Genomic DNA, 24660 nt, shown 5'->3' with positions numbered 1-24660 from the left:
AAGCGGTTTCGGAAGAGCGCGCGCTAAGGTCCTCGCATCGACCGGGAACATAATCCCGGCGGGGAGAACGAAAGCCGTGAGGCGTCAAACAGCAACATGCGGGGCCCACCCCGCCGGGTCGAGCCGCTCACTGCGGCTCGACCCTCTTTCCCTTCCGGTCCGCTTCGATGCGCATGACCCGCGCGCCGACGGATATGTCAGGCAGATCGAGCTTCATCGCGAACGTGTCGTGCTGCGCCGTGCCGTCCGCGGCATGCAGATGGCAATCAACGTCCGCGTCAGCGACTTCACCGGCGTCGCGCTGCGCGGCAATGACGAGGCACAGGCCCTCGTGCTCGTGCATCGCGATCCCTCGCTGTCCGTGCCGCTGCTGGTCGGGGCCGATGGCGACGAGCTCATCGAGGCCTGGGCGATCTGGAGCGAGCTGTTCGCGCTGCCGCAGCTCAACGAAGCTGCGCGCAAGCCCGCGGCCCGCCGCCGCCGCGCCAATGCAATCCGCGCCCGCCGCCCGAAATTCTTGATGCGTCGGCGCGTCGCCATGGCGCGCGAGCTGCCGGTTCATCAAGGCGAACGCGAGATCATCGCGCGGAATTGAGCAAGATGCCGTAGGGTGGGTTAGCCGAAGGCGTAACCCACCTCTTTACTTTCGATGCGGATGACGTTGGTGGGTTACGCTTCGCTAACCCACCCTACGCATTTGCATTACGCCCGCATCAGCGCGTCGGCGAGCAATCCCGCGAACAGCAGCAAGCCCGCATCCCTGTTCGACTTGAACAGGCGCAAACACAATTTCGGATCCTCGATCCGCAGCCGCACGATCTGCCACGCCAGATGCGCGGCGAAGGCGGCGAGGCCGAGCCAGGCCGGCCAGCGCGCATCGCCTGAGGCCAGCGCGACGCCGATCAGCATCACCGACAGCCCGTAGAACAGGATCAGCGCCTGGTACGTATGCGCGCCGAACAGGCGTGCGGTCGACTTGATGCCGATCAGCGCGTCGTCCTCGGCGTCCTGATGCGCGTAGATCGTGTCATAGCCGATCACCCAGGAGATCGCGCCGGCATAGAGCACCAGAGCAGTAATGTCGATGCGGCCGAAGGTGACGGCAAATCCCATCAACGCGCCCCAGGAGAAGGCAAGCCCGAGCACGATCTGCGGCCACCAGGTGATCCGCTTCATGAAGGGATAGATCGCGACGATCAGGAGCGATGCGATGCCGGTCGCGATCGCGAAGCGGTTGAACTGCAGCAGCACCAGAAGGCCGATCAGCGCCTGCACGACCATGAAGGCCAGCGCCTGCTTCGTGCTCACCTGCCCCGACGGCAGCGGCCGCGAGCGCGTGCGCTCGACCTTGTCGTCGAGATCGCGGTCGGTGATATCGTTCCAGGTGCAGCCCGCTCCGCGCATCACGAAGGCGCCGACGAAGAACAGCGCGATGGTGAGCGGCAGTCCGCGGACGTCATGCGCCATGCCGCTCGCGAGCGCAGCCGACCACCAGCATGGCATCAACAGCAGCCAGGAGCCGATCGGACGATCGAACCGGGACAGGCGCAGGTAAGGCCGCGCCCAAGGCGGCGCGAGCGTATCGACCCAGTTGCCGGTGGAATCGGCAACGCGGGCGGATCTGCTAGTGCCCAGTTTTCGAAGTTCGTATTCCATCGCGGCGTATTCCGGTACGAACTTCGAAAACTACAAGGGCACTAGCCAGAAAATTTTAGTTCACGTGCCGCTTATCGATTTGAAGTTCCTATGAGATCTCGCGGCGAGCACCGTAGGAACTTCAAATCGGCGGCACGTGTATCATCGGGTGAGGACGTTGCCGTTGAGCGTGTCGAAGGTGCTGCCGCCCTTCTTGCCGGCATTGGCCTCAGGTGCCGAGCCCGACCCAAGCACCTCGCTCAGCGACGGGCCGGCGGGACGCGCCTGCTGTTGCTGCGCAACGTTGCAGACCTTGTTCGCCATGGCCTCGGTGTTCTTGTGGCCGTCCTTCATCTGCGCGCCGACCTGCGGCGGAATTCCGCATTTGGCCGAGTGAGTCTCGATGTACTTGATCATCTTGGTTTCAGCCTGGCTGAAACTGCGGATCAGCTTGCAGGCCTCGTCAGGCGGGGCGTGACGGTCGCTCGCGGCCTTGATCAGCTTGCCGCGCTTCTCGGCTTCCTCGCGCAGGGGCATGAACGTCTTCATGCAATCCTCGCCGGGACCGGCCTGGGTCGGCGGAGCCGCGCTGAAAGCTCCGGCGCCACCGATCGGCGCGGCGCCGTTCACGGGAAATGACGATTGCGGAGCCGCGCCAACCGACGCGGTCGGCGCCGAGCCGTTCACCGGCGGAAACGCCGAACTGGCGGGCGCCTGATTGGGCAGGGGGGCCGGGAACGCGCTTTGCGCATAGGCACAAGAGGCGCCCATGGTGACCATGGCGGCAGCGATCGGAACCATCAAATGACGGATCATCAAGAAAATCTCTCCGGCAGGAGCTTACGGGGTCCAGCGTCTTCCAATCGAAGCGCAACCAGCGTGCTCGCGATTTTACGATTCCCGCCGGCGCTTAACAACCCGCCGAATAGGGCAAGAGCGCGGCGCACCGACGCGGCGGTTTGGCAATATTTACCCCCGAAATGACCGCTTTCGGTTAATAACGGCGCCAAATTGGACTTTTGAACGATGCCCGCCCACGACTTTCGCGCCCCCCGCCTGTTCGTCGACGCCCCCCTTGCCCAAGACGCCAGGGTCGCGCTCGACCGCGACCAGAGCAATTATCTCGGCAACGTGCTGCGACTTGGCGCCGGGGCCGAGGTTTTGGCGTTCAACGGGCGGGACGGCGAGTGGCAGGCCGCCATTGAAGGCCGCAAGCGGCCGGACGGCCTCGTCATCCTGCAGCAGACCCGGCCCCAGGACCGGCTTGCCGACCTCACCTACGTCTTCGCCCCGCTGAAACATGCCCGGCTCGACTACATGGTCCAGAAGGCCATCGAGATGGGCGCCGCCGCCATGCAGCCGGTTTTGACCCGGTTCACCCAGGCCTCCCGGGTCAACACCGAGCGGATGCGGGCCAACGTCGTCGAGGCAGCCGAGCAATGCGGCATTTTGAGCATCGCCAGTGTCGCCGAACCGGTCGCCTTGGAGCGCTTCCTCAGCCAGCGCCCGGCCGACCGCCTGCTGATCTTCTGCGACGAGGCCGCGGAGGTCGAAAACCCGGTTCAGAGCCTGCAAGCCGCGCGCGCGGCCGGACAGGGTATCGACGTCCTGATCGGCCCCGAAGGCGGCTTTGCCGAAGAAGAGCGCGCCCTGCTGCTGCGGCAGCCCAGGATTCTCCGGCTCGCCCTGGGCCCCCGAATCATGCGGGCCGACACGGCCGCCGTGGCGGCGCTGGCGCTGGTGCAGGCGGTGCTGGGCGATTGGGGCGGCCGGATCACCGACGCCAAGTCCGACTGACCCCCCGTTAAGCGATTGATCCTTTGGAGGTCGAAACCGCTTTCGGGCCATGCTAAGGGCTGCGCAATTCCTGTCCTTCTCCTGCCCTGCCCGGTTCCACCGGGACGATGGACCTCTGTCATGACCGCGACTGCCACCTCAAATGCTGCCGGCTCCGCCGCCTGGGCGGATACGCTGCTCTTGTCGTTCGCGCAGGCCGGCTATGTCAGGGCCGAGCCGGCGATCCTGCAACCGGCCGAGCCGTTCCTCGACCTCTCGGGCGAGGACATCCGCAAGAGCCTGTACCTGACCACGGACCTCACGGGCGAGGAGCTGTGCCTGCGCCCGGACCTGACCATTCCGGTCGCCCGCGACTACCTCGCCTCCGGCCGCGCCGGCCAGCCGGCCGGGTTCAGCTATCTCGGTCCGGTGTTTCGTTACCGCAGCGGCCAGGCCAGCGAATTCCTGCAGGCCGGCATCGAATCGTTCGGCCGCCAGGACCGCGCCGCGGCCGACGCCGAGACGCTGGCACTTGCACTGGAGGCGACCGCGGCCTTCGGCGTCCGCGACGTCGAGATCCGCACCGGCGACGTGGCGCTGTTCAACGCGCTGCTCGATGCGCTCGACCTCTATCCGGTCTGGCGCCGCCGCCTGGTCAAGGATTTCAACCGCAAGATCAGCCTGGAGCAGGATCTGGAGCGGCTGGCGGCCGCGACCACCGCGACCCGCAGCGAATATCAGGGCGTGCTCGCCGCGCTCGCGGGCTCCGACCGCAAGGCCGCGCTCGCCTTCGTCACCGACCTGATGTCGATCGCCGGCACCACCAATGTCGGCGGCCGCACCACCGCCGAGATCGCCGATCGCTTCCTCGAGCAATCGACGCTGAAGGGCGGCGCGCTGCCGCGCGAGGCGATCACCGTGCTCAAGCGCTTCCTTTCGATATCAGGCAATCCCGACGATTCCATCGCCGCGCTGCGCGCGCTCACCGCCGATGCAAAGCTCGACCTTGCTGCGGCCATCGACCAGTTCGAAAGCCGGGTCGGCTTCATGGCCGCGCGCGGCATCGACGTGAAGCAGACCCGCTTCTCGACCGCGTTCGGGCGCGGCCTCGACTATTACACCGGCTTCGAATTCGAGCTGCATCACCGGGGCAACGGCGCCGAGCCGCTGGTCGCCGGCGGCCGCTATGACGGACTGATGACCCAGCTCGGCTCGGCTGAACCTATTCCCGCGGTCGGCTTCTCGGTCTGGGTGGATGCGCTGACCAGGATCGGCCGCAAGGTGGGGGCTTGATCATGAGCGCGCCGTTCGTTCTGGCCGTTCCCTCCAAGGGCCGCCTGCAGGAAAACACCGAGGCCTTCTTCGCCCGCGCCGGCCTGAAGCTGTCGAAGGCCGGCGGCGCCCGCGACTATCGCGGCACCATCGCCGGCCTCGACAATGTCGAGGTCGCCTATCTCTCGGCGAGCGAGATCGCATCGCAATTGTCGCGCGGATTCGCGCATCTCGGCGTCACCGGCGAGGACTTGGTGCGCGAGAACATTGCCGATGCCGACAAGCGCGTGTCGCTGATCGACGGGCTCGGCTTCGGCTATGCCGACGTCGTGGTCGCAGTGCCGCAGGCCTGGATCGACGTCCGCACCATGGCCGACCTCGACGACGTCACCACCGGCTTCCGCGAGCAGCATCATATGCGGATGCGGGTCGCGACCAAGTTCGTCAATCTCACCCGCGCCTTCTTCCAGAGCCACGGCATCACCGATTACCGCATCGTCGAAAGCGCCGGCGCGACCGAAGGCGCACCGGCGGCCGGCAGCGCCGAGCTGATCGTCGACATCACCACGACCGGCGCGACGCTGGCCGCCAACGGCTTGCGGGTGCTCGACGACGGCGTGATCCTGCGCAGCCAGGCCAATCTGGTCGCCTCGAAGGAGGCCGACTGGTCGCCGCAGGCCCGGGAGACCGCGCGCATCATCCTCGATCACATCGCCGCAAGGGCGCGGGCCAACAAATACCGCGAGGTCCGCACCCGCTTCCGGCAATGCGACGCCGCCCTGCTCGGCGAAGCCCATAGCCGGTTCGGCGTCGAGGCTCCGTTCGGCGGACCGACCTCGTCAGGCATGCTGACGTTGCACTGCCCACCGGGGCAGCTCTATGCGCTGGCGAGCTTCCTGCGCGAGCATGGCGCCGAGACCGTCTCGGTGGTCTCGCTCGACTACGTGTTCGACCGGGAGAACCCGCTGTTCGCGAAGCTCGAAGCGTTCCTGCGGCGGTGAGCTCCAGGCCGGTTCAGCTTTTCCGTTCAGCTTTGCGACAGCAAACGGCAGCTACCATATGCTGTTGAGATGACTTTGAACGCCTCTGGAACCTTGATCGATGACGCTGGGCTCTGACGTATCAGGCATGACGACCACCGCAGGCACCGCCGCCGCGAAGGGACTGTCGATCGTCGTCCCCGTCTACAACGAGGCGGCGGGCCTCGCCGCCCTGCATCAGCGCATCTGCGATCTGGCAAGAACCTTGCGGGAGCGCTATCGGCTGTCTTGCGAGATCGTCTATGTCGACGACGGCAGCAAGGATGCGACGCTGGCGATCGCACGTGGCCTGCCGGCCGATGCGATCGACGTCCAGGTGGTGTCGCTGTCGCGCAATTTCGGCAAGGAGGCGGCGCTGATGGCCGGCCTCGACCATGCCCGGCTCGGCGCCGTCATGTTCATGGACGGTGACGGCCAGCATCCGCCGGCCCTGATCGAACAGCTGGTGCGGCACTGGATCGAAGACGGCTATGACGTCGTCTACACCGCCAAGGCGCATCGCGACAACGAGACCTTCCTGCGCCGCGTCGCCGTGCACGGTTTCTATGCGCTGATCAATTGGGGCGCACGGCAGAAGATTCCCGAGGACGCCGGCGACTTCCGCCTGCTCTCCCCGCGCGCCGTCGCCGCGCTCAGGCAATTGCCCGAGCGCAACCGCTTCTTCAAGGGCCTCGCCAGCTGGATCGGATTCCGCCAGATCCGGGTCGATTACGAGCCCGCGGCGCGCGTCCACGGCGTCACCACCTTCAACGCCGCAAGCCTGCTTGGCCTGTCGATCGAGGGCCTGACCTCGTTTTCGGTGGCGCCCTTGCGCTTCGCCAGCCTGTTCGGCGTCATCCTTGCCGGAGGCGCCTTCCTGTTCGGCCTTTCGATCCTCTGGGAGGTGTTCACGACCGGCAAGCAGGTGCCCGGCTATCCTTCGCTCGTGATCGGCCTGATGACGATCGGCGGCGTGCAGCTCATCATGATCGGCATCGTCGGCGAATATATCGGCAAGATCCTCTCCGAGCTGAAGGCGCGCCCGATCTACTTCGTCGCCGAGCACAGCGAGAAGCACTTCGAGACCGACAAGGCGGACGACGCCGCGAAGAGGACGGCGGCCGAATGAGCGCGGCCGCGGAGCTGCGGCGGATCTGGGTCTGCGCCGACGATTACGGCATCAGTCCGGGCGTCAACCGCGCCATCCGCGACCTGATCGAACGCGGCCGCCTCAACGCCACGTCGGTGACGATGGTAGGGCCGGCGATCGAGCGCAGCGAGGTCGAAGCGCTCCAGGCCGCCGCGACAGCGAGCCCGCGCTGCGCGATCGGATTGCACGTGACGCTGTCGGCGCCGTTCCGGCCGCTCACCATGCATTTCCGTCCGCTCGACGGCGACATGTTCATGCCGTTTCCGAAGCTGCTGCGCGCGGGCGCCTTACGGCGGCTCGACCCCGAATTCGTCCGCAACGAGGTGAAGGCGCAGCTCGCCGCCTTCGCGGAGGCGTTCGGCCGCGCGCCCGACTTCGTCGACGGCCATCAGCATGTGCAGCTCTATCCGCAGGTGCGCGACGGCTTCGTCGATGCGGTTGTTGCTGCCGCACCAAACGCCTGGGTGCGCCAGTGCGGCCGCGACCTGCCGCTCAAGCAGCGGCTGGCCTCCCCCAAGGCCATGGTTCTCGATATCCTCAGCGCGCAATTCCGCCGCCGGGCCGGCAGCGCCGGCCTCAGCTTCAATCCCGGCTTCGCCGGCGCCTATGATTTCACGCGGGCGGCCGATTTCGGCGCGCTGATGTGCCAATTCCTGGAAGGCCTCCCCGACGGCGGCCTCGTGATGTGCCACCCCGGCTTCGTCGACGATGCCCTTGCCGGCCTCGACCCGATGACGGATGTCCGGGAGCGGGAGCACGCCTATCTCGCAAGCGACGCCTTCGCGCGTCTTTTGGCGGACAGCGGGGCCACGCTGGGGTGAAGACAGCGGACGGCAAGCCGCGAGGCAGCTTGTCGCATACCGAAATTTAATCCGGCCGGCACTGTTGGGGCCACAATGGAACCCTACATCTCCTGCGCGCTTGGTTTTGCGCAAAGGAGACAGATCATGACGCCGCAGGAACGCCAGCTCGTCGACGACCTTTTTGACCGGCTTTCGAAGCTGGAAAACGCACCGCGCGATCCCGATGCGATCGCCGCGATCTCCGAAGGGCTGCGCAAGGCACCCGGCGCGATCTATGCGCTGGTGCAGACGACGCTGGTGCAGGACGAGGCGCTGAAGCGAGCGAATGCCCGCATCCAGGAGCTGGAAGCGGCCCATGCGCCCGAACAGGCGCAGTCCGGCGGCTTCCTTGACACCATGCGTGACACGCTGTTCGGCGGAGGCCCCTCGCGCGGCTCGGTTCCGAACGTGCCGCCGCGTGAGCAGCGGCCAGTCTGGAACAGCAGCGGAGCGGCGCAGCAAACGCAGCCGGGCTACGGTGCGCCGCCTTACGGACAGGCCTACGGCCAAGGCCCGGGTCAGGGCTATGGCGCTCCGCCGGTCGGCGGTGGTGGCGGCTCGTTCCTCGGCACGGCGGCCGCGGCCGCGGCTGGCGTCGTCGGCGGCTCGCTGTTGCTCTCCAGCATCCGCGGCATGATGGGCGGATCGCACCAGCAGGCTTTCGGCGACACCAATGGCCTCGGTGACCGCAGCGCCGGTGGAAGCCCTTGGAGCGGCAGCGACCAGTCCGGCGGCTCGCTCGCGCGCGATGCCGGTCTCGACGACGTCGGCTCGAATCGCGAGTCCCGCCAAGGCTTCACCGACCAGGCGTCGAACGACCGCGACAACAACGACCAGAACTACGGTGACGATCGCGACCACAGCTTCGACACGGCCGATGACAGCGACTTCGGCGGCGACGACGACGGCGGCAGCGATTACGCGTAGGCAATTCGAGCGACAGACGTGTAACGGCCGCCTCCGGGCGGCCGTTTTCTTTGGAAGCAGAGCTCAAGCGTCCGCTCGGCCATCACCCGAAGGAGGCCATTCGATATAATATGACTAGTGCATGCGCTGCTCGGAGAGCACTGAGCAGAACGTCACGAGACGCGCCTGACTTCACCATACACAACGAAATCGCACTCTGACACGTGCCGCACGTAGACTCCCGGATTTCCAAATTTGGACATAGGTGTTCAACTGGGCGAACACGTTGCTTGCCACACGTCGTGGCTGCCTCTCTTGGCTAAAGTCGAAGGGTTTCGAGAATGAGTCCACTTCAGCAGCGCATTGCAAGCCTGAGCGACGTCACAACACATCTCATCACCGAATTGTACGAGTTGGAGGGACTGCACGAGCGCATCAGGAAGGCGGAGCTGACGGTGCGGTGCTTGAACCGCTCGGCTCGCGCACCGCATCCGGCCTCGTCAACTCGTCGTCGGCGCTCCGCTGTCCCTCGTCTCGGGTTGCGGCACCGTCAGCAGTCATGACCCTTCAGGCGCATTTCGGGTCGGCGCGGCAATCGGATTTGATCGCTGCATCGAGCGTATGACGCTTCACATCACCACGACCTTGGTGCCGACATTGACGCGGCCATAGAGGTCGATGACGTCCTCGTTGCGCATGCGGATGCAGCCGGAGGAGACATTGGTGCCGATGGTCCAGGGCTCGTTGGAGCCGTGGATGCGATAGAGCGTCGAGCCCAGATACATCGCGCGGGCACCGAGCGGATTCTCCGGGCCGCCCTCCATGTGCCGGGGTAGATCCGGCCGGCGCGCCAGCATCTCGGCCGGCGGCGTCCAGTCCGGCCATTCGCGCTTGGCCGTGATCGACTTCACGCCGGACCAGGTGAAGCCGGGGCGCCCGACGCCGATGCCGTAGCGCATCGCCCGGCCGTTGCCCTCGACGAGATAGAGGAACTTGTTCGGAGTATCGACCACGATCGTGCCAGGACTTTCCTTGCCGCTATAGTCAACGAGTTGTTTCTCGAATTTCGGATCGAACTGACGCTGCCGCGGATCGACCGCGTCCTGCTGGAGCGTGCCCTGCTGATATCCGCCTTGTTGATATCCACCTTGCATCTGCGGCTCGCCCATCGGCGGCAGGCGGCGCTGATCGTAATAAGCCGGCTGCTGCTGATACACCGGCCGCTCGGGCGCGTAGGCCGGACCGCGGCCGGGACCGTCGCCGAACAGGAATTCGATGAAACCGCCGCCCATGTTCGAATTGGAGGCGACGCGCACCGGCGCGGGCGGCACCTGCGGCGCATAGAGCACCGCGGGCGGATCGTTCGGCACGGTGTTGTCGAAGGCGCCGGCCTCGTTAGCGCCGACAATGAAGGTGCAAGCGCTGCCGAGCAGCGCGACAGACATTTTCTTGAACATCGACGTACTCTGTACTGTTTCGTCTAGATCACATGCGTCGTGGAGAGCTGGTGGCTGGTCCGCGCCCTTCGACGTGGTCAATAAAAGGCAAAAGGCGTTTTGTTTGGTAAACGGAAAGCGTGTTTGGATTCACCACGTCGCGAGCGAAGCGGCAATTTGGCGATCAGCGTTTATTTTCGATGAACGCGGCGCGGCCATGGTTAATCGCTTCTTTGCACCGCGGCGCGCGACGCAGCACAACAGTTCCGGCTGTGAACTTCGTGTTAAATCGCTTCTGCCTACAAAGACGCGTGAGTGAGGTGGGGGGAGTATCCTGATGGCTGTTCACCGCAAACGTTTTCGCGTCGAGGACATCGCTGGTGGCGAGATGCCGATTTTGGACGTAACCGAAGAGGCAATCCCGATGCATAGCGAGATCATGGCCGAGCTACGCGCGATCCGCGCGCAGATGGCGAAGGGCATCACGGCGGCCCCGCTGTCCGGTAGCGCGGCCATGGCGGCGATCGACGCCTCCACCGCCCACGAGCTTTCCGAGGCGCGCACGATGCTCGAGACCTATCGGGCCCAGATCGAGCAGTGCGAGAAGCTGAAGGTCGAGCTCGACCTCATCCATGACGCCATCGACCGCACCAAGCGCGAAATCGCGACGCTGCACGGCAAGAGCTTTGACGGCGGCGAAATGGCCAAGGTCAATGGCGAGCTCGGCGCGGTGGTCGGCGGCACCGAGCAGGCGACGCAGCAGATCCTCGAAGCCGCGGAATCGATCGACCAGGCCGCCAGCGCCATGTCCAAGGTGGACTCGATCGACCAGCAGAAGCGGCTCGCCGACGACATCCAGGAACGTGTCATCTCGATCTTCGAAGCCTGCAACTTCCAGGACCTGACCGGCCAGCGCATCAGCAAGGTCATGACCACGATGAAGTTCATCGAGCAGCACATCAATGCGATGATGGACATCTGGGGCGGCGTCGACGCGATCAAGTCCCACGTGCCGCCGCAGGTGGACAATCGCAGCGAGGACGAAAAGCTTCTCAACGGCCCGAAGCTCAACGGCGACGTCGGCCACGCCTCGCAGGACGACATCGACGCGCTGTTCGACTGAGCGGACGCGGGATACGGACAAAGCAGAACGCCGGCCTGAGGCCGGCGTTTTCGTTTTGAGATTCTATTTCACCTCGTCATTCCGGGGCACGCGAAGCGTGAACCCGGAATCTCGAGATTCCGGGTTCGGTCCTGCGGACCGCCCCGGAATGACGGAGAAACTAAGCCCTCGGTGCGCAGCGGATGTAGACCATGTTGCCGTAGCGGGTGGCGGCGTCCTTGTCGATGAAGCGGGTGATCAGGACGCGGCCGTCGAAGGAGACGATTTCGCGGTCCTGCTCGCCGGGGGTCGGCCCCGCCGGTCCGATGTAGTTCTTGCCGCTCGGCGAGCCCTTCAGCCGCAGCTCCTGGGGCGTCGCCTGGTCAGCCAGATGCATGATCACGCCGCCGGAGGAACCGGCGGTGATCACGTAGGGATTCTTGCACTGGGCCCGGGCGGCCGCCTCGGTGCGGGCGCGGTCGGCCGGGTTCTGGAACGAGGCCAGCCCCCAGCGGCCCACGATCTCGTCGGCGCGAATGGTCGCAGGCATTTCCGGGGCGACGCCCGGCTCCGCTTCGGGCGGCGGCGCGGACGACGAGAAGGACGGCAGGCTCATGCCGCCGCCACAGGCACCCAGCAGCAGCGCCAGACAAGAGGCGGCCGCCAGATTGGCAACCGTGCGCGCGTGAGCTGAACTGATCATGGCATTCCCCCAAGCAAGACCATGGCCGCACCCCTCACGCAGCCAAGCGCAAAAAAGCTGCCGGAGCAATGACGTCCTTCGATACGTCGGCGCCCCGAACAAGTTTCCAATGCCACCATCCTATATCCGCCTCACCAATCGCTTAACCACCTTTGCTTGACAGGATCGCGGCCAAGCCATATTTCCGAGCCCACTATTAGCACTCGGAAAGCCCGATTGCTAAGCGCGCCGTTCGAACCCTGGGATAGGGGATGGACGGAAGCGCCGCCGCACCCACTTCCACTCCTTCCGAAGCGAGCCTCCAAAGGGAAACGTCATGGCTAAATCCAAATTTCGTCCGCTGCATGACCGTGTCGTGGTCAAACGTATCGACGCCGAGGAAAAGACCAAGGGCGGCATCATCATTCCGGACACTGCCAAGGAAAAGCCGTCCCAGGGTGAGGTCGTCGCCGTCGGCCCGGGCGGCCGCGACGAGACCGGCAAGCTGACCCCGATCGACCTCAAGGTCGGCGACCGCGTGCTGTTCGGCAAGTGGTCGGGCACCGAGGTCAAGATCGACAACGAAGAGCTCCTGATCATGAAGGAGTCGGACATCATGGGCGTTCTGGCCTAAGGCCGTCCGCCTGAACAGCCGCTGAATGTCATGCCCGGATCCAGGCGATCCGGGCATCCATTATTCCGCCGGGGTTCGATCTTCGGATCCCGGAAGCGATGCGACGAGCCAGCGGCAGACACATCACGAAACACGAGGGACTGCAGAAATGGCTGCCAAAGACGTCAAGTTTTCCGGAGACGCGCGCGATCGCATGCTGCGCGGCGTCGATATTCTCGCCAACGCCGTCAAGGTGACGCTCGGCCCGAAGGGCCGCAACGTCGTCATCGAGAAATCGTTCGGCGCGCCCCGCATCACCAAGGACGGCGTCACCGTCGCCAAGGAGATCGAGCTCGAGGACAAGTTCGAGAACATGGGCGCCCAGATGGTGCGTGAGGTCGCCTCCAAGACCAACGACCTCGCCGGCGACGGCACCACCACCGCGACCGTGCTGGCCCAGGCCATCGTGCGCGAGGGCGCCAAGGCGGTTGCCGCCGGCATGAACCCGATGGACCTCAAGCGCGGCATCGACAGCGCGGTGTTGGCCGTCGTCAAGGACATCGAGAAGCGCGCCAAGCCGGTCGCGGCCTCCTCCGAGGTCGCCCAGGTCGGCACCATCTCGGCCAACGGCGATGCCGCCATCGGCAAGATGATCGCCCAGGCGATGCAGAAGGTCGGCAACGAGGGCGTCATCACCGTCGAAGAGAACAAGTCGCTCGACACCGAAGTCGACATCGTCGAAGGCATGAAGTTCGACCGCGGCTATCTCAGCCCCTACTTCGTCACCAACCCCGAGAAGATGACCGCCGAGCTCGAGGACGCCTACATCCTCCTGCACGAGAAGAAGCTCTCGGGCCTGCAGGCCATGCTGCCGGTGCTGGAAGCGGTGGTGCAGTCGGGCAAGCCGCTCGTCATCATCGCGGAGGACGTCGAGGGCGAGGCGCTCGCCACCCTGGTCGTCAACCGTCTGCGCGGCGGCCTCAAGGTTGCCGCCGTCAAGGCGCCGGGCTTCGGCGACCGCCGCAAGGCCATGCTCGAGGATATCGCGATCCTGACCGGCGGCCAGCTCATCTCCGAAGACCTCGGCATGAAGCTCGAGAACGTCACGGTCAAGATGCTGGGCCGCGCCAAGAAAGTGGTGATCGACAAGGAGAACACCACCATCGTGAACGGCGCCGGCAAGAAGCCCGACATCGAGGCCCGCGTCGGCCAGATCAAGGCCCAGATCGAGGAGACCACCTCGGACTACGACCGCGAGAAGCTCCAGGAGCGCCTCGCCAAGCTCGCCGGCGGCGTCGCGGTGATCCGCGTCGGCGGCGCGACCGAGATCGAGGTCAAGGAGAAGAAGGACCGCGTCGAGGACGCCCTCAACGCCACCCGCGCCGCGGTGCAGGAAGGCATCGTCCCCGGCGGCGGCGTCGCGCTGCTCCGCGCCAGGAAGGCGGTGGGACGCCTCAGCAACGCCAATGCCGACGTCCAGGCCGGCATCAACATCGTGCTGAAGGCGCTCGAAGCCCCGATCCGCCAGATCGCCGAGAATGCCGGCGTGGAAGGCTCGATCGTGGTCGGCAAGATCCTGGAGAACAAGTCCGAGACCTTCGGCTTCGACGCCCAGAACGAGGACTATGTCGACATGGTCGAGAAGGGCATCATCGATCCGGCCAAGGTGGTGCGCACCGCGCTGCAGGACGCCTCCTCCGTGGCCGGCCTGCTGGTGACCACCGAGGCCATGGTCGCCGAGACGCCGAAGAAGGAAGCCCCGCCCGCCATGCCCGCCGGCGGCGGCATGGGCGGCTTCTAAGTCCATCCTTGCACGACAATGTTGTGAAGGCCGCCTCCGGGCGGCCTTCTTTTTGGGAACGATGGATACCGCTTTCCGATTCAACCCACGGCCAAAACCCACTACGGTGGCGCCGATTCTGATTGCTTGAGGATGTCGTCGATGCGCGCGCTTCTGGTTTGTTCGACAGCCCTGTTGGCGGTTTTGCTGGCAGCTTCACCCGAGGTCGCCTCCGCCCAGATGAAGCTGTCGCCCAAGGCCACGGCGCCCGGCGGCGTGGAGACGCGCTATTTCACCTCGATCGACGGGTTGATGGACGGCAATGCCGACGTCATCCTGAAGGAGACGCGCCAGGGCAAGACGGTCACCGCGGCCGTGCTCGACGTCTGTTACCCGATCGCGAAGAATTCCGACCGCAAGGACCGCTTCGTCGTCAATCTCCAGGTCGCAGGCCAGACGCTGACCGGCACCACGCAGAGCATCAGTGAGAAGGCGCCCGTCAGCGTCAAGCTGCTGCGCAAGCAGAGCGGAGACTTCTTCGAGTTTCGTGGCCAGATCAGCATCGGCCAGGCGGTGACCGAGGTCACCTCGCCCGACAATTCCGATCTCAGCGAGAAGGAATTCCTGGACAACCAGACCTCCGACGACGGCATCACGGCGCAGCCGAAGGATTTTACCGACGTTTCGCCGGAGGCGATCGCGGTCAAGATCAAGCTGGATGCGGCGACCGACTTCCTGAAGAGCCTGAAGGGCCAGGACGTCGAGGTGACGCTGGCGAGCCTCAATGTCGGCTGCGATGCGCTGCGCGCAGGCGAGCAGACCATCAACATGTCGGTCGATCCCGAGCGCGCCGGCGCGCTGCTGGCGAAGTTCAAGGCGATGCAGGGCGTCACTGCCGCAGGGTGGACCGCCGGCATGACCGAGATGGACCGCACCATCCGCTTTGCCGCGGCCGACTGGCGCGAGGGCGACAAGGTCAACCGCAACAAGCTGGCAACCGCCGTCTCGAACGTCTTGAGCCGAACGCTCGCGGCAAAGCCGGTCTCGCAAAGCTTCAACTCCGCCACGGGCAAGCTCAAGCTGGTCTTCAAGCGCCCGAACCAGGATTTTCCGGCGCTCGAGCTGACCGACACGATCGAGGTCACCGGGCTCGTCTCGCCGGACAAGCCCGGCACCACCGACAAGCTCATGCTCTGGATCGGCAGCCCCGCGACGACGACGGCCGACGAGAGCAGCGGCGCCAGGCTCAACCTCTCCGACGACGCCTCGGTCGACGAGGAAGGCGACCAGCCCGACGACAACGGCTCGATCGAGGCGCTCGCCAGGGAGCTGAAGGGCCAGCGCTGGGACGCCGACAAGTCGGCGTGGAAGTGACGTACGCCGTGCCCCGGACGTAGCGCGAAGCGCTGCGAGCCGGGGCCCAGAGGCCAGAGCCCAGAGACTGGATCGCGGAGAGTCTGGGTCCCGGCTCTGCGGCGCATCGCTTGCGCGAGGCGCCTTGTCCGGGACACGAGAGCCCTAATTCCCCGTCGTACGAAAGCGCAGCGGCTTGGGGCCGATCAGGGTCAGCACATCGCCCTGGCGCTTCCAGGTCTCGACACTGGCGAGCGCCGCGACGAGCTCGTCGTCGGCCTGGGCTCTTGCCGGCGGGCAGGAGCGGTCCTGGATCTGTCCGGGAACGAAGATCACGGTGTTGCCGGCGACCGAGAACTGGCCCTTGCCGCCCTTGCACCAGAGCTCCAGCACGACCTCGCCGTGGTCGCCGATCTCGATGTTCGGAATCCGCTTGGAGCCTGCCTGCGGCAATGCTTCCAGCGTCATCTCGGTGCCGAACGGAAAACCGTCCTCGGCACGCGCGAGCGTGGACATCGCGAGCATTGCAACCGCCGCACACACCAACCGCTTGAACAAAACCATGAGACCTCTCGTCCGACCTGATTTTCCGCACCTTCTATAAGACGGCGGCGCCATTGAGAAGGTTCGCGCAACCCGGATGCAAAAATCCCCGCGAGGGCGAACCTCGCGGGGATCTGCGTCGAAAGCCGGACGTGGCCCGCTACTTCAGGACCATCGCCGTGAACGGCCAGACATAGGCCTGCAACGTCACGAGCACGCCGACGAGGCAGGCCAGCACGATCGAATGCCAGAACACGAAGCGCAGGATGGTGCCCTCGTGGCCGTACCAATTGGTGGCGGTGGAGGCGACCACGATCGACTGCGCGTCGATCATCTTGCCCATCACGCCGCCGGACGAGTTGGCCGCGCTCATCAGGATCGGCGACAGGCCGAGTTGCTCGGAGGTGATCTTCTGCAGGTTTCCGAACAGCACGTTGGAGGCGGTGTCCGATCCCGTCAGCGCCACGCCCAGCCAGCCGAGCAGCGTGCCGAAGAAGGGATAGAGCACGCCGGTGGCCGCGAAGGCGAGGCCGAGCGTCGCGTCGACGCCGGACAGGCGCGTCAGCGTGCCGATCGCCAGCATCGCCGAGATCGTGATCAGCGAGATCGCACAGAGCCGGACGGTCCGGCCGTATTCGGTCAGGAGCCGGCCGGGACTGACCCCCATCAGGACGCCGGAGATGATCGCCGCGATCAGCATGCCCGTGCCAGTGAACGACAGATAGGTGAAGCCGAACACCGCGCTCTCTTTGGTCGGCCCCGGCGCGACCGGCGGCATCTTGTTGATCATCTGGTGCAGCTCGGGGACCGGATAGTTCCAGACGAAGATCGAATTCGCCCAGGCCTTGAAGGCGCCGTTGCCCCAGACCAGCATCACGATGCAGACGATGATCCACGGCAAGAGCGCGCTGAACAGCTCGCTCTGCGTCAGCGGCGTCCTGTCGAGCGGCTTTGCGGCCGCCATGGTAGCCGCCGATTCGTCGCGGCCGCGCAGCGCCGGCGACAGCCAGAGCTCCCTCGGCTGCCAGACCTTCAGGAACAGGATCAGCGCGCCCATCGAGATCAGCGACGCGCCGATGTCGACGATCCAGGGATTGATGTAGTTCGAGATCACGAATTGCGGGATTGCGAACGACACGCCGGTGACGAGGATCGCCGGCCAGACATCCTTCATGCCCTTCCAGCCCGCGAACGCCCACACCACCCAGAACGGCACGAGCAGCGAGAAGAACGGCAATTGCCGGCCGACCATCGCGCCCAGGATGTAGGGATCGAGCCCGGTGACGGAGGCGAGACCCTGGATCGGCGTGCCCAGCGCGCCATAGGCGACCGGGGCGGTATTGGCGATCAGCGACAGGCCGGAAGCTGCGAGCGGCGAGAAGCCGAGCCCGATCAGCACGGCGCCGGTGATGGCGACCGGCGTGCCGAAGCCCGAGGCGCCCTCGAAGAACGCCCCGAACGAGAACGCGATCAGCAGCAATTGCAGCCGGCGGTCCTCGGTGACGCCGCCGACCGCGCGCTTGAGCAATTCGAAGCGGCCGGTGCTCACCGTCACCTGGTAGAGGAAAATGACGTTGAGGACGATCCAGCCGATGGGGAAGAAGCCGGTGACGATGCCCAGCACCGAGGCGCGGATCGACATGTTCGCCGGCATGGTGAAGACGAAGATCGTGATCAGGTTGGTCACGATCACGGCGATGACGGCCGCGATATGGGCCTGGACGCGGCCGCTCGCGATCAGAACCAGCAGCGTGACGACCGGCACCGCCGCCGCAATCGTCGACAGCACCGGGCTGTGCAGCGGATCATAGATTTGATTCCACATGGTCTTCCTGTCCACGCATGTTTGCTACAGGCGGCCCGCGTGGAGAGCCGGCCTGCTTGACGCTGGAAGCGATAACCCCCGAGCTGGATGCGAATTCCTCGCGAATGCAGCGGTTCCCGTCCGCTCACAAGGTCGCGAAATCCCGGAGCGTCCCTACCCCGCGCCGCTGAACGCCATGCTAGGGTTGCAGGGTGCGACAGGACAACGCAAATTGCAGAACTTGCGACTTTAGTCTAAGCGCGCCGCTTTCCGCCATGGTTTCAAGTCCTTGGCTGCGGGCATTTGTGCACATTCCCCGAGGAGATTCCGCTCTGTGAAGAATATCAGCGCCACGCTCGCGATCGTCTGGCGAATCGCCGCCCCCTATTTCCGGTCGGAGGACAAATGGGCCGGCCGCGGCCTGCTCGCCGTCATCGTCGCGATGGAGCTGGTGCTGGTCGCGATCAACGTGCTGCTCAATCAATGGCAGAACCGGTTCTACAGCGCGCTGCAGGCCTACGATCTGCCCGAGTTCGTCAAGGAGGTCTGGATCTTCCTTGGCCTTGCCTTCACCTTCGTCGCGCTGGCCGTCTACAAGCTCTACCTGAACCAGTGGCTCCAGATCCGCTGGCGGCAATGGCTGACGCGACACTATCTCGGCGAATGGCTCGACGGCGCCACGCATTACCGCATGCAGCTCAAGGGCGACGCCGCCGACAACCCGGACCAGCGTATCACCGAGGACGTCAAGACCTTCGTCGAACAGACGCTGAGCATCGGCCTCGGCCTTTTGTCCTCGATCGTGACGCTGGCCTCGTTCATCGTCATCCTCTGGGGCCTGTCCTACAAGGCGCCTTTGTACATCTACGGCACCGACATCGTCGTCCCCGGTTTTCTGGTCTGGTGCGCAGTCGCCTACGCGATCGCCGGTACCGCGCTGACCCACTGGATCGGCGCCCCGCTCATCAACCTGAATTTCGAGCAGCAGCGCTTCGAGGCCGATTTTCGCTTCAACCTGATCCGCGTGCGGGAGAATTCCGAGCAGATCGCCCTGTTGAAAGGCGAGGGCGCGGAGCGAGGGCGGCTGCTGCAACGCTTCGGCTTCGTCATCGGCAATTGGTACGAGATCATGAGCCGGACCAAGCGGCTGACCGCGTTCACGGCCAGCTATGGCCAGGCCGCGACGCTGTTTCCCTATGTGGTGGTCGCGCCTGCCTATTTCGCCAAGCGCATCCAGCTCGGCGACATGATGCAGACCGGCTCGGCGTTCGGCAGCGTGCAGGACGCGCTGTCGTTCTTCGTCACGGCCTACCGCTCGCTCGCCGAGTGGCGCGCCGTGATCGCCCGCCTCGACGGCTTCGAGATGTCGGTCAGCGCCGCCGCCCGCGGCGCGACGCTCGAACCGGCTATCGACGTCGTGCCATCGAGGGGCGAGGCCATCACGCTCGAGCAATTGCTCGTCAAACTGCCGAACGGCGCGCCTCTGGTCGCGGCCGATGCCTTCACGATCCAGCCGTCGGAGCGGGTGCTGGTGACCGGCGCGTCGGGCTCCGGCAAATCGACATTGTTCCGGGCCATGGCCGGCATCTGGCCGTTCGGCACCGGCACGATCGCCATTCCCGAGAAGGCGAAGCTGATGATGCTGCCGCAGCGGCCGTATTTCCCGATCGGCCCGCTCGGCGACGCCGTCATCTACCCGGCCGGGCACGGCTCCATCCCGCCCGAGAAGATCCGCGACGCCCTGATTGCGGTCGGCATGCCGCGCCTGGCGGACCGGCTCGACGAGGATGCCCATTGGAATCGGACATTGTCGCTCGGCGAGCAGCAACGCCTTGGGCTTGCCCGCGCATTGCTGCACGTACCCGACTATCTCTTCCTCGACGAGGCGACCGCCTCGCTGGACGAGCCGTCCGAGGACCGGCTCTACCGGCTGCTGACGGAGAAGCTGACACAGGCCACCATCGTCTCGATCGGCCATCGCTCGACGCTGGACGCCTTCCATACCCGCAAGGTGGCGTTGGTGGAGGACGGTGCGATTCACGTCCTCGGCAGCGGCGCGCTGACTGCGAAGGAGCCGAGTACGGCGCGTTAACGCCCGAGCGGCGTCTTACCGCCGTTTTCTGCATCGCCATGGCCGGGCTTGTCCCGGCCATCCATGCCCTCATTGCGCGACTGCCGAAGAACGTGGATGGCGCGGGTCAAGCCCGGCCATGGCGTTCTCGGAGAGACCCCAGCCCAAAAAAGCAAAGGGCGGCAGATCGCTCTGCCGCCCTTGCCGAATGACTTGGTGAAGTCGAAAGAAACTTACTTCAGATTGGTCATCGCCGTCAGGTCGAACGAGAGCTTGGCGACGCCGGCCGCGCTGCACCAGTTGGAGCCGAAGCCGCCCGGATTGATGGCGGTGAAGCTGCTGTCGAACTTCGCGGTGTGGTCGCTGGTGAGAGCGTTGCAGTCGCCCTTGCTCAGGTCGGTGTCGTAGTAGCGCAGATCGAGGGTGAACACCTTGTAGGTGAAGCCGACGCCGACGTTCCAGGTGTTGTAGCTCGGCTCCTTGATGCCGTTCGCGTACACCGGATCGCCCGCGATGCCGTAGAAGATGTCGGAAGTGCCGAACCACTGACGGCCGAACTCACCCGACACATACATGCCGACGCCGCTGGCACCGAAGGTCGTGCTCGGCGCGGTCCACTTGGCGGTGATCGAGGCGTAGTTGCCCCAGGCGCCGAGGTTCAGGAAGTTCGGCGAATAGTACTCGTTGAAGCCGACCGTCCACTGATCGTTGAGGGTGACGTTCAGCTTGGCAAAGCCTTCGTAAAAGCTCGCGCTCTTCTTGGCGAAGTTGCCGTTGATGGGAAGGCCAATCGCGCCCTGCGAGTAGTCGATGTCGCCGCCGCAATTGCCCTGCAGCAGGGTGCCCTGCGAGCCGAAGCATTGTCCGCCCGGATAGAGGTAGCCCCAGACACCGAAGTCGAAGGCGAACATGCCGAAGGTCGGGCGGATACCGCCGTAGATATCGACTTCCGCCGCGGCGCGGTTCGGGAACGAGATGCTCGAGGCGGACGCACCGATATAGAGCTGGAGGTCCTTGTTGACGTTGTAGCGCGGCTCGAAATAGGCCGTCACCGACGGCTTATGATTGGACTGGGTGATGCCGCGGAAGACGTAATCGCTCATGATGCCGGCGCCGAAGGCGATATCCCACGGCTCGAAGGCCGGCGGCGGCGGGGCCTTCAGCGCTTTCACCCGCAAATCTGCCGCGAAAGCCGAGCCCGTCGTCACGATTGCCAGCGCCGTTGCCAACAAAGCCACTTTTTTCATTTCGATCCCCATCACCAGTTCTTAGACCCCAGTCGGATCCCGGAAGCCCCCCGGGGCGCTCGACCTGATTGCAAATTCCTTCACTGCGACAATCTGGATTGGCGGATAGGAACCGTGAAGCAAAAAGCGCGGGCATCTGCCGACTTTTTAGGCGTTTTGACCATTTCACGAAAGGTTGTCCGCCTGTGTGGCTTCCCGATCACATTTTTTGCATTCCAAAGTGCACAGGAGGCCCGTGTAAGTCCGGGGGTCTTCGGCTGGGTGACCCCCAGGCCAAGAATCACACAGGCACGGCCGAAGGCTGAAGCAGAATCAGCTTGCGGCGATGCAAAAAGGCCGCAGCGCCCGGCGCCGCGGCCTTCCTGATTGCAGATCGCTTCAAGAGCCAGGGAGCGGCCGGGCTTACCCCTGCCCCTCTGCCGGCGCGGGCTCCGCAGAAGACGAAGGCATCGCCCAACTTGTCTCGGCTGCCGGCTCGGGAGCCGGAGTGGCCGGCGGTGCTGACGGCTTCGGCGCGGGAGCTGCCTTCGCCTTCTTCGGTGCCGCCTTCTTCGCGGCTTTCTTCGCTGCAGCAGGCTTGGCGGCCTTCTTCACAGCCTTCTTGGCCGACGTCTTCGCAGCCTTCTTGGCGGCCTTCTTGGGGGCAGCCTTCTTCGATTTCTTGGCAGACTTCTTCGCGGACTTCTTGGTTGCCTTCTTGGCGGTCTTCTTCGCCGCTACAACCTTCTTGGCCTTTTTGGCCTTCTTGCTTTTCTTCTTCTTCGCTTTCGCCATCGTGGTCCTCCTGTTGCCGCCGAACAATGGTCGATCGGGCGTCTTCAGTCGTCACCTCGGGAGGAAAGTTTCAGGCTCTGAAAGCTCAAACTGACGCGTTCAGTGCCGGCCGCGACCCGCCCGTAGCCCAATCGAGAAGCTCAATCGTGTGTACGACCGGAACTGACGTGCCACTGGCAATCTGCACCATGCAGCCGATATTGCCCGCGGCAATCATGTCCGGCTTGATGCTCGCGATGTTGGCGACCTTGCGATCGCGCAACCGGCCCGCAAGCTCGGGTTGGAGAATGTTGTAAGTCCCCGCCGAACCGCAACACAAATGGCTCTCCGGCACATCTTTCACCACGAATCCATTCTTGGAAAGCAATTCTTTCGGCAGAGCTGTGATTTTCTGCCCGTGCTGCAACGAACATGCGGAGTGATAGGCGACGACGATGTTGTCCTGGCGCGCGGTCGGTTCGAGTCCGAGGCCGGCAATATATTCGGTGATGTCCTTGGCGAGCGCAGACACCTTCGCCGCATCGGCCGCAAACGCTTTGTCTTCCCGCAGGAGATAGCCGTAGTCCTTGATCACGGTGCCGCAGCCGGAGGCCGTCACCAGGATGGCGTCGAGCCCCTCGCCTGCGGCTTCCTTCTGCCAGGCCGTGATATTGGCGCGGGCGCGGGCCAAGGCGTCGTGGTCGTCGCCGAGATGATGGGTCAGCGCCCCGCAGCACTGCTCGTCCTTGACCAGGACGACCTCGATGCCGTGACGGGTGAGCAGGCTGATGGCGGCCTGGTTGATGCGCGGCGCCAGCACCTGCTGGGCGCAGCCCTGGAGCAGCGCGACCCGGCCGCGCTTCTTGCCGAGCGCGGCGAACACGCTGCCCGGGAGCGGCCCCGGTGACGGCAGCCGGTGCGGGGCCAGCGCCAGCATCGCCTTGAGGCGTTGGACCAGGCCGGGCGTGGCCGAGGGGCGCGGCGTCGGCAGGAACACCGCAAGCGGACGGGCCAGCCGCGCCAGCACCATGCTGATGCGAAATCGCTGGGGGTCCGGCAGGACGAAGCCCAGCACCCGGCGCAGCAGCCGTTCGGCCAGAGGCCGCTGATAGCGCTGCTCGATCCTGACCCGGGCCTGGTCGACGAGGTGCATGTAGTTCACCCCCGAGGGGCAGGTCGTCATGCAGGCCAGACACGACAGGCAGCGGTCGACATGCTTGACCACTTCCGCCGTCGGCGCCTGATCCTTCTCCAGCATCTCCTTGATCAGATAGATGCGGCCGCGGGGACTATCGAGCTCGTCACCGAGCAGCACATAGGTCGGACAAGTTGCGGTGCAGAAGCCGCAATGGACGCAGGCGCGCAGGATCTTGTCGGCCTCCGCGATGTCAGGGTCGGCGAGCTGCGCCAGTGAGAATTCGGTCTTCATTCAGCAGCGCTCCGCGTGAGCCGTCCCCGGTTCAGGATGGTCTTCGGATCGAAACTGGCGCGGACCCGCTCGCTCAGGGCGGCGATGCCGGGCGCCTGCGGATGGAACACATCGACATTGCACCTGACGTCGTCGGGCGCCCGGATCAGCGTCGCGTGCCCGCCGAGCGCGTTTGCACGCGCGCGCACGGCCGGGCCATGCGCGTCGCCCTGCGGCGGCAACGCCGCCCAGATCAGGCCGCCGCCCCAATCGTAGATCACGTCGCCCCCGGTCTCGCGCGCCAATTGCGTGCCGAGCGCAGCACCCGAGGCGGGCGGGCAGACGATCCGCCACACCGGCCAGGCGCCGAGCGCGCCACCGGCCGCGAACGGCAGCACGTCGCGGATCGTGGTCCACAGCGCCGCGGAAGCCGCATCCTCGATCAGCGTCGCGGTTCCAAACGGCGCCAGCAACTCGCGCAGCGATCCGGCGCGGTGGGCGGCGGAGGCCGTGATGCCCTCCAGCCGCAGCACGGTCAGCGCCTCGCCCTCCCCTGCGAGATCGCCAAGCCCGTCGGTCTTGGCGCGGAACGCCGATTTTGGCAGATGCGCGGCGGCGGAGACGTCGAAGGGCGAGCCTAGCGCTGCGGTCATGGCCTTGTTGGCGACGGCATCGTCGAGCCCGCGGAGCAGCAGCGTCCGCTCCGCTTCCGGCTTCGGCATCACCTTGAGCGTGACCTCGGTCATCACCGACAGCGTGCCCCAGGATCCCGCCAACAGCTTGCAGAGGTCGTAGCCGGTGACGTTCTTCACCACCCTGCCGCCGGTCTTGAAGCTGTCGCCGAAGCCGGAGACGGCGTGCGCCCCCAGCAGGTGATCACGCGACCCGCCCGCCCGGATCCGGCGCGGACCGGCGAGCCCGGCCGCGATCATGCCGCCGATGGTGCCCGATGGCGCGGTGCCGAGCAGCGGCGCGGTGTCGACAGGCTCGAAGGCGAATTGCTGGTTCTTGGCGTCGATCAGCGACAGCACGTCGGCGAGCGGCGCACCGGCCTGAACGGTGATGATGAGCTCGTTGGGCTCGTAGGAGGTGACGGCATTCAGCGCGGAGACGTCGAGCACGGCATTGGTTGCCATCGCATGGCCGATGCTGCGCTTGGAGCCATGACCGACGATCTCGAGCGGCTGCTCGTTCGCGATCGCCGCGCGCACGACTTCTTCGACGTCTTTGGCGTCTCTGACCTTGAGCGTATCCACGACTGAGCCGGT

Annotated in this window: 22 protein-coding genes; 12 read left to right on the top strand and 10 right to left on the bottom strand. The window is 65.3% G+C overall.

The genetic code is table 11. The features are described from left to right. Positions 1–76 precede the first annotated feature (76 nt). Positions 77–595 (top strand): DUF6101 family protein, encoded by a 519-nt coding sequence (locus AC066S_RS02255; protein WP_478268807.1) that lies wholly within the window; start codon positions 77–79, stop codon positions 593–595. A 107-nt stretch (positions 596–702) separates the two neighbouring features. On the opposite strand, the gene ubiA is transcribed toward AC066S_RS02255, so the two are convergent. Together ubiA and AC066S_RS02245 are read right to left on the bottom strand one after the other, a co-directional pair. Then, positions 703–1656: a 4-hydroxybenzoate octaprenyltransferase gene (gene ubiA, locus AC066S_RS02250; RefSeq protein WP_478268806.1), complete on the bottom strand. Its 954-nt coding sequence runs from the start codon at positions 1654–1656 to the stop codon at positions 703–705. A 141-nt stretch (positions 1657–1797) separates the two neighbouring features. Beyond that, positions 1798–2451, bottom strand: a complete 654-nt coding sequence (locus AC066S_RS02245; protein WP_126261931.1) for a hypothetical protein — start codon at positions 2449–2451, stop codon at positions 1798–1800. Positions 2452–2661: 210 nt separating this feature from the next. Here AC066S_RS02245 and AC066S_RS02240 point away from each other — a divergent pair, with 210 nt between their 5' ends. The 6 genes from AC066S_RS02240 (at position 2662) to AC066S_RS02215 (ending at position 8621) form a co-directional block, all read left to right on the top strand. After that, positions 2662–3432, top strand: a complete 771-nt coding sequence (locus tag AC066S_RS02240; RefSeq protein WP_478268805.1) for a 16S rRNA (uracil(1498)-N(3))-methyltransferase — start codon at positions 2662–2664, stop codon at positions 3430–3432. Between the two features lie 120 nt (positions 3433–3552). Next, the gene (locus tag AC066S_RS02235; RefSeq protein WP_126261933.1) at positions 3553–4704 is read left to right on the top strand and encodes an ATP phosphoribosyltransferase regulatory subunit; all 1152 of its coding nucleotides are present in this window, start codon (positions 3553–3555) and stop codon (positions 4702–4704) included. A 2-nt stretch (positions 4705–4706) separates the two neighbouring features. Then, a complete protein-coding gene (hisG, locus tag AC066S_RS02230) occupies positions 4707–5684 on the top strand; it encodes an ATP phosphoribosyltransferase (RefSeq protein ID WP_126261934.1) in 978 nt (325 codons plus the stop codon). Positions 5685–5784: 100 nt separating this feature from the next. Continuing rightward, a complete protein-coding gene (locus AC066S_RS02225) occupies positions 5785–6831 on the top strand; it encodes a glycosyltransferase family 2 protein (RefSeq protein WP_126261935.1) in 1047 nt (348 codons plus the stop codon). Continuing rightward, positions 6828–7673: a ChbG/HpnK family deacetylase gene (locus AC066S_RS02220; protein ID WP_478268804.1), complete on the top strand. Its 846-nt coding sequence runs from the start codon at positions 6828–6830 to the stop codon at positions 7671–7673. The genes AC066S_RS02225 and AC066S_RS02220 overlap by 4 nt, the downstream gene beginning before the upstream one ends. A 126-nt stretch (positions 7674–7799) precedes the next feature. After that, complete coding sequence (locus AC066S_RS02215; protein WP_126261937.1) at positions 7800–8621, top strand: DUF2076 domain-containing protein; 822 nt, start codon at positions 7800–7802, stop codon at positions 8619–8621. Positions 8622–9229: 608 nt separating this feature from the next. Here AC066S_RS02215 and AC066S_RS02210 read toward each other — a convergent pair. Continuing rightward, positions 9230–10057 (bottom strand): L,D-transpeptidase, encoded by an 828-nt coding sequence (locus tag AC066S_RS02210; protein WP_126261938.1) that lies wholly within the window; start codon positions 10055–10057, stop codon positions 9230–9232. A gap of 316 nt (positions 10058–10373) precedes the next feature. Here AC066S_RS02210 and AC066S_RS02205 point away from each other — a divergent pair, with 316 nt between their 5' ends. Beyond that, on the top strand, positions 10374–11159 hold the full coding sequence (locus tag AC066S_RS02205) for a protein phosphatase CheZ (RefSeq protein ID WP_126261939.1): 786 nt from the start codon (positions 10374–10376) through the stop codon (positions 11157–11159). Between the two features lie 160 nt (positions 11160–11319). Here the strand turns inward: AC066S_RS02205 and AC066S_RS02200 are convergent, their stop codons facing one another. Continuing rightward, entirely contained in the window at positions 11320–11841 is a 522-nt protein-coding gene (locus tag AC066S_RS02200; protein WP_164719124.1) for a hypothetical protein, read from the bottom strand. Between the two features lie 316 nt (positions 11842–12157). On the opposite strand from AC066S_RS02200, the gene AC066S_RS02195 reads away from it, so the two are divergent. The 3 genes from AC066S_RS02195 to AC066S_RS02185 all read left to right on the top strand — a co-directional run bounded on the left by AC066S_RS02195 (position 12158) and on the right by AC066S_RS02185 (position 15587). Next, on the top strand, positions 12158–12454 hold the full coding sequence (locus AC066S_RS02195; protein WP_028134320.1) for a co-chaperone GroES: 297 nt from the start codon (positions 12158–12160) through the stop codon (positions 12452–12454). Positions 12455–12602: 148 nt separating this feature from the next. Then, complete coding sequence (gene groL / locus AC066S_RS02190) at positions 12603–14234, top strand: chaperonin GroEL (RefSeq protein WP_478268803.1); 1632 nt, start codon at positions 12603–12605, stop codon at positions 14232–14234. A gap of 141 nt (positions 14235–14375) precedes the next feature. After that, positions 14376–15587 carry a hypothetical protein gene (locus AC066S_RS02185; protein WP_478268802.1) on the top strand — a complete coding sequence of 404 codons (1212 nt, stop codon included), beginning with the start codon at positions 14376–14378 and terminating at the stop codon, positions 15585–15587. A 144-nt stretch (positions 15588–15731) separates the two neighbouring features. On the opposite strand, the gene AC066S_RS02180 is transcribed toward AC066S_RS02185, so the two are convergent. Both AC066S_RS02180 and AC066S_RS02175 read right to left on the bottom strand, forming a co-directional pair. Next, positions 15732–16130: an META domain-containing protein gene (locus AC066S_RS02180; RefSeq protein WP_167767610.1), complete on the bottom strand. Its 399-nt coding sequence runs from the start codon at positions 16128–16130 to the stop codon at positions 15732–15734. Between the two features lie 139 nt (positions 16131–16269). Continuing rightward, on the bottom strand, positions 16270–17934 hold the full coding sequence (locus tag AC066S_RS02175; RefSeq protein ID WP_126261944.1) for an L-lactate permease: 1665 nt from the start codon (positions 17932–17934) through the stop codon (positions 16270–16272). Between the two features lie 313 nt (positions 17935–18247). Between AC066S_RS02175 and AC066S_RS02170 the strand changes: the two genes are divergently transcribed. Next, positions 18248–20005, top strand: coding sequence for an ABC transporter ATP-binding protein/permease (locus tag AC066S_RS02170; RefSeq protein ID WP_478268801.1), 1758 nt, complete (start codon positions 18248–18250; stop codon positions 20003–20005). Between the two features lie 212 nt (positions 20006–20217). Here AC066S_RS02170 and AC066S_RS02165 read toward each other — a convergent pair whose 3' ends face one another. The 4 genes from AC066S_RS02165 to AC066S_RS02150 all read right to left on the bottom strand — a co-directional run bounded on the left by AC066S_RS02165 (position 20218) and on the right by AC066S_RS02150 (position 24648). Beyond that, a complete protein-coding gene (locus tag AC066S_RS02165; RefSeq protein WP_126261946.1) occupies positions 20218–21231 on the bottom strand; it encodes a TorF family putative porin in 1014 nt (337 codons plus the stop codon). Between the two features lie 402 nt (positions 21232–21633). Next, complete coding sequence (locus tag AC066S_RS02160; RefSeq protein WP_126261947.1) at positions 21634–22005, bottom strand: histone; 372 nt, start codon at positions 22003–22005, stop codon at positions 21634–21636. Between the two features lie 85 nt (positions 22006–22090). After that, positions 22091–23413: a glycolate oxidase subunit GlcF gene (glcF, locus tag AC066S_RS02155; RefSeq protein ID WP_126261948.1), complete on the bottom strand. Its 1323-nt coding sequence runs from the start codon at positions 23411–23413 to the stop codon at positions 22091–22093. Then, positions 23410–24648: an FAD-binding protein gene (locus AC066S_RS02150; protein ID WP_478268800.1), complete on the bottom strand. Its 1239-nt coding sequence runs from the start codon at positions 24646–24648 to the stop codon at positions 23410–23412. Before AC066S_RS02150 ends, glcF begins: the two co-directional genes overlap by 4 nt. Positions 24649–24660 lie beyond the last annotated feature (12 nt).

This window comes from Bradyrhizobium sp. CFUWI (assembly GCF_056429085.1).
This window is presented reverse-complemented; position numbering and strand designations above follow the sequence as displayed.

Coding starts and splice junctions, on each gene's coding strand:
- ubiA (WP_478268806.1), bottom strand. CDS start 1,656: ATGGAATACGAACTTCGAAAACTGGGCACTAGCAGATCCGCCCGCGTT.
- AC066S_RS02220 (WP_478268804.1), top strand. CDS start 6,828: ATGAGCGCGGCCGCGGAGCTGCGGCGGATCTGGGTCTGCGCCGACGAT.
- AC066S_RS02200 (WP_164719124.1), bottom strand. CDS start 11,841: ATGATCAGTTCAGCTCACGCGCGCACGGTTGCCAATCTGGCGGCCGCC.
- AC066S_RS02210 (WP_126261938.1), bottom strand. CDS start 10,057: ATGTTCAAGAAAATGTCTGTCGCGCTGCTCGGCAGCGCTTGCACCTTC.
- AC066S_RS02160 (WP_126261947.1), bottom strand. CDS start 22,005: ATGGCGAAAGCGAAGAAGAAGAAAAGCAAGAAGGCCAAAAAGGCCAAG.
- AC066S_RS02240 (WP_478268805.1), top strand. CDS start 2,662: ATGCCCGCCCACGACTTTCGCGCCCCCCGCCTGTTCGTCGACGCCCCC.
- AC066S_RS02235 (WP_126261933.1), top strand. CDS start 3,553: ATGACCGCGACTGCCACCTCAAATGCTGCCGGCTCCGCCGCCTGGGCG.
- groL (WP_478268803.1), top strand. CDS start 12,603: ATGGCTGCCAAAGACGTCAAGTTTTCCGGAGACGCGCGCGATCGCATG.
- glcF (WP_126261948.1), bottom strand. CDS start 23,413: ATGAAGACCGAATTCTCACTGGCGCAGCTCGCCGACCCTGACATCGCG.
- AC066S_RS02185 (WP_478268802.1), top strand. CDS start 14,376: ATGCGCGCGCTTCTGGTTTGTTCGACAGCCCTGTTGGCGGTTTTGCTG.
- AC066S_RS02180 (WP_167767610.1), bottom strand. CDS start 16,130: ATGGTTTTGTTCAAGCGGTTGGTGTGTGCGGCGGTTGCAATGCTCGCG.
- AC066S_RS02195 (WP_028134320.1), top strand. CDS start 12,158: ATGGCTAAATCCAAATTTCGTCCGCTGCATGACCGTGTCGTGGTCAAA.
- AC066S_RS02205 (WP_126261939.1), top strand. CDS start 10,374: ATGGCTGTTCACCGCAAACGTTTTCGCGTCGAGGACATCGCTGGTGGC.
- AC066S_RS02225 (WP_126261935.1), top strand. CDS start 5,785: ATGACGCTGGGCTCTGACGTATCAGGCATGACGACCACCGCAGGCACC.
- AC066S_RS02215 (WP_126261937.1), top strand. CDS start 7,800: ATGACGCCGCAGGAACGCCAGCTCGTCGACGACCTTTTTGACCGGCTT.
- hisG (WP_126261934.1), top strand. CDS start 4,707: ATGAGCGCGCCGTTCGTTCTGGCCGTTCCCTCCAAGGGCCGCCTGCAG.
- AC066S_RS02245 (WP_126261931.1), bottom strand. CDS start 2,451: ATGATCCGTCATTTGATGGTTCCGATCGCTGCCGCCATGGTCACCATG.
- AC066S_RS02175 (WP_126261944.1), bottom strand. CDS start 17,934: ATGTGGAATCAAATCTATGATCCGCTGCACAGCCCGGTGCTGTCGACG.
- AC066S_RS02165 (WP_126261946.1), bottom strand. CDS start 21,231: ATGAAAAAAGTGGCTTTGTTGGCAACGGCGCTGGCAATCGTGACGACG.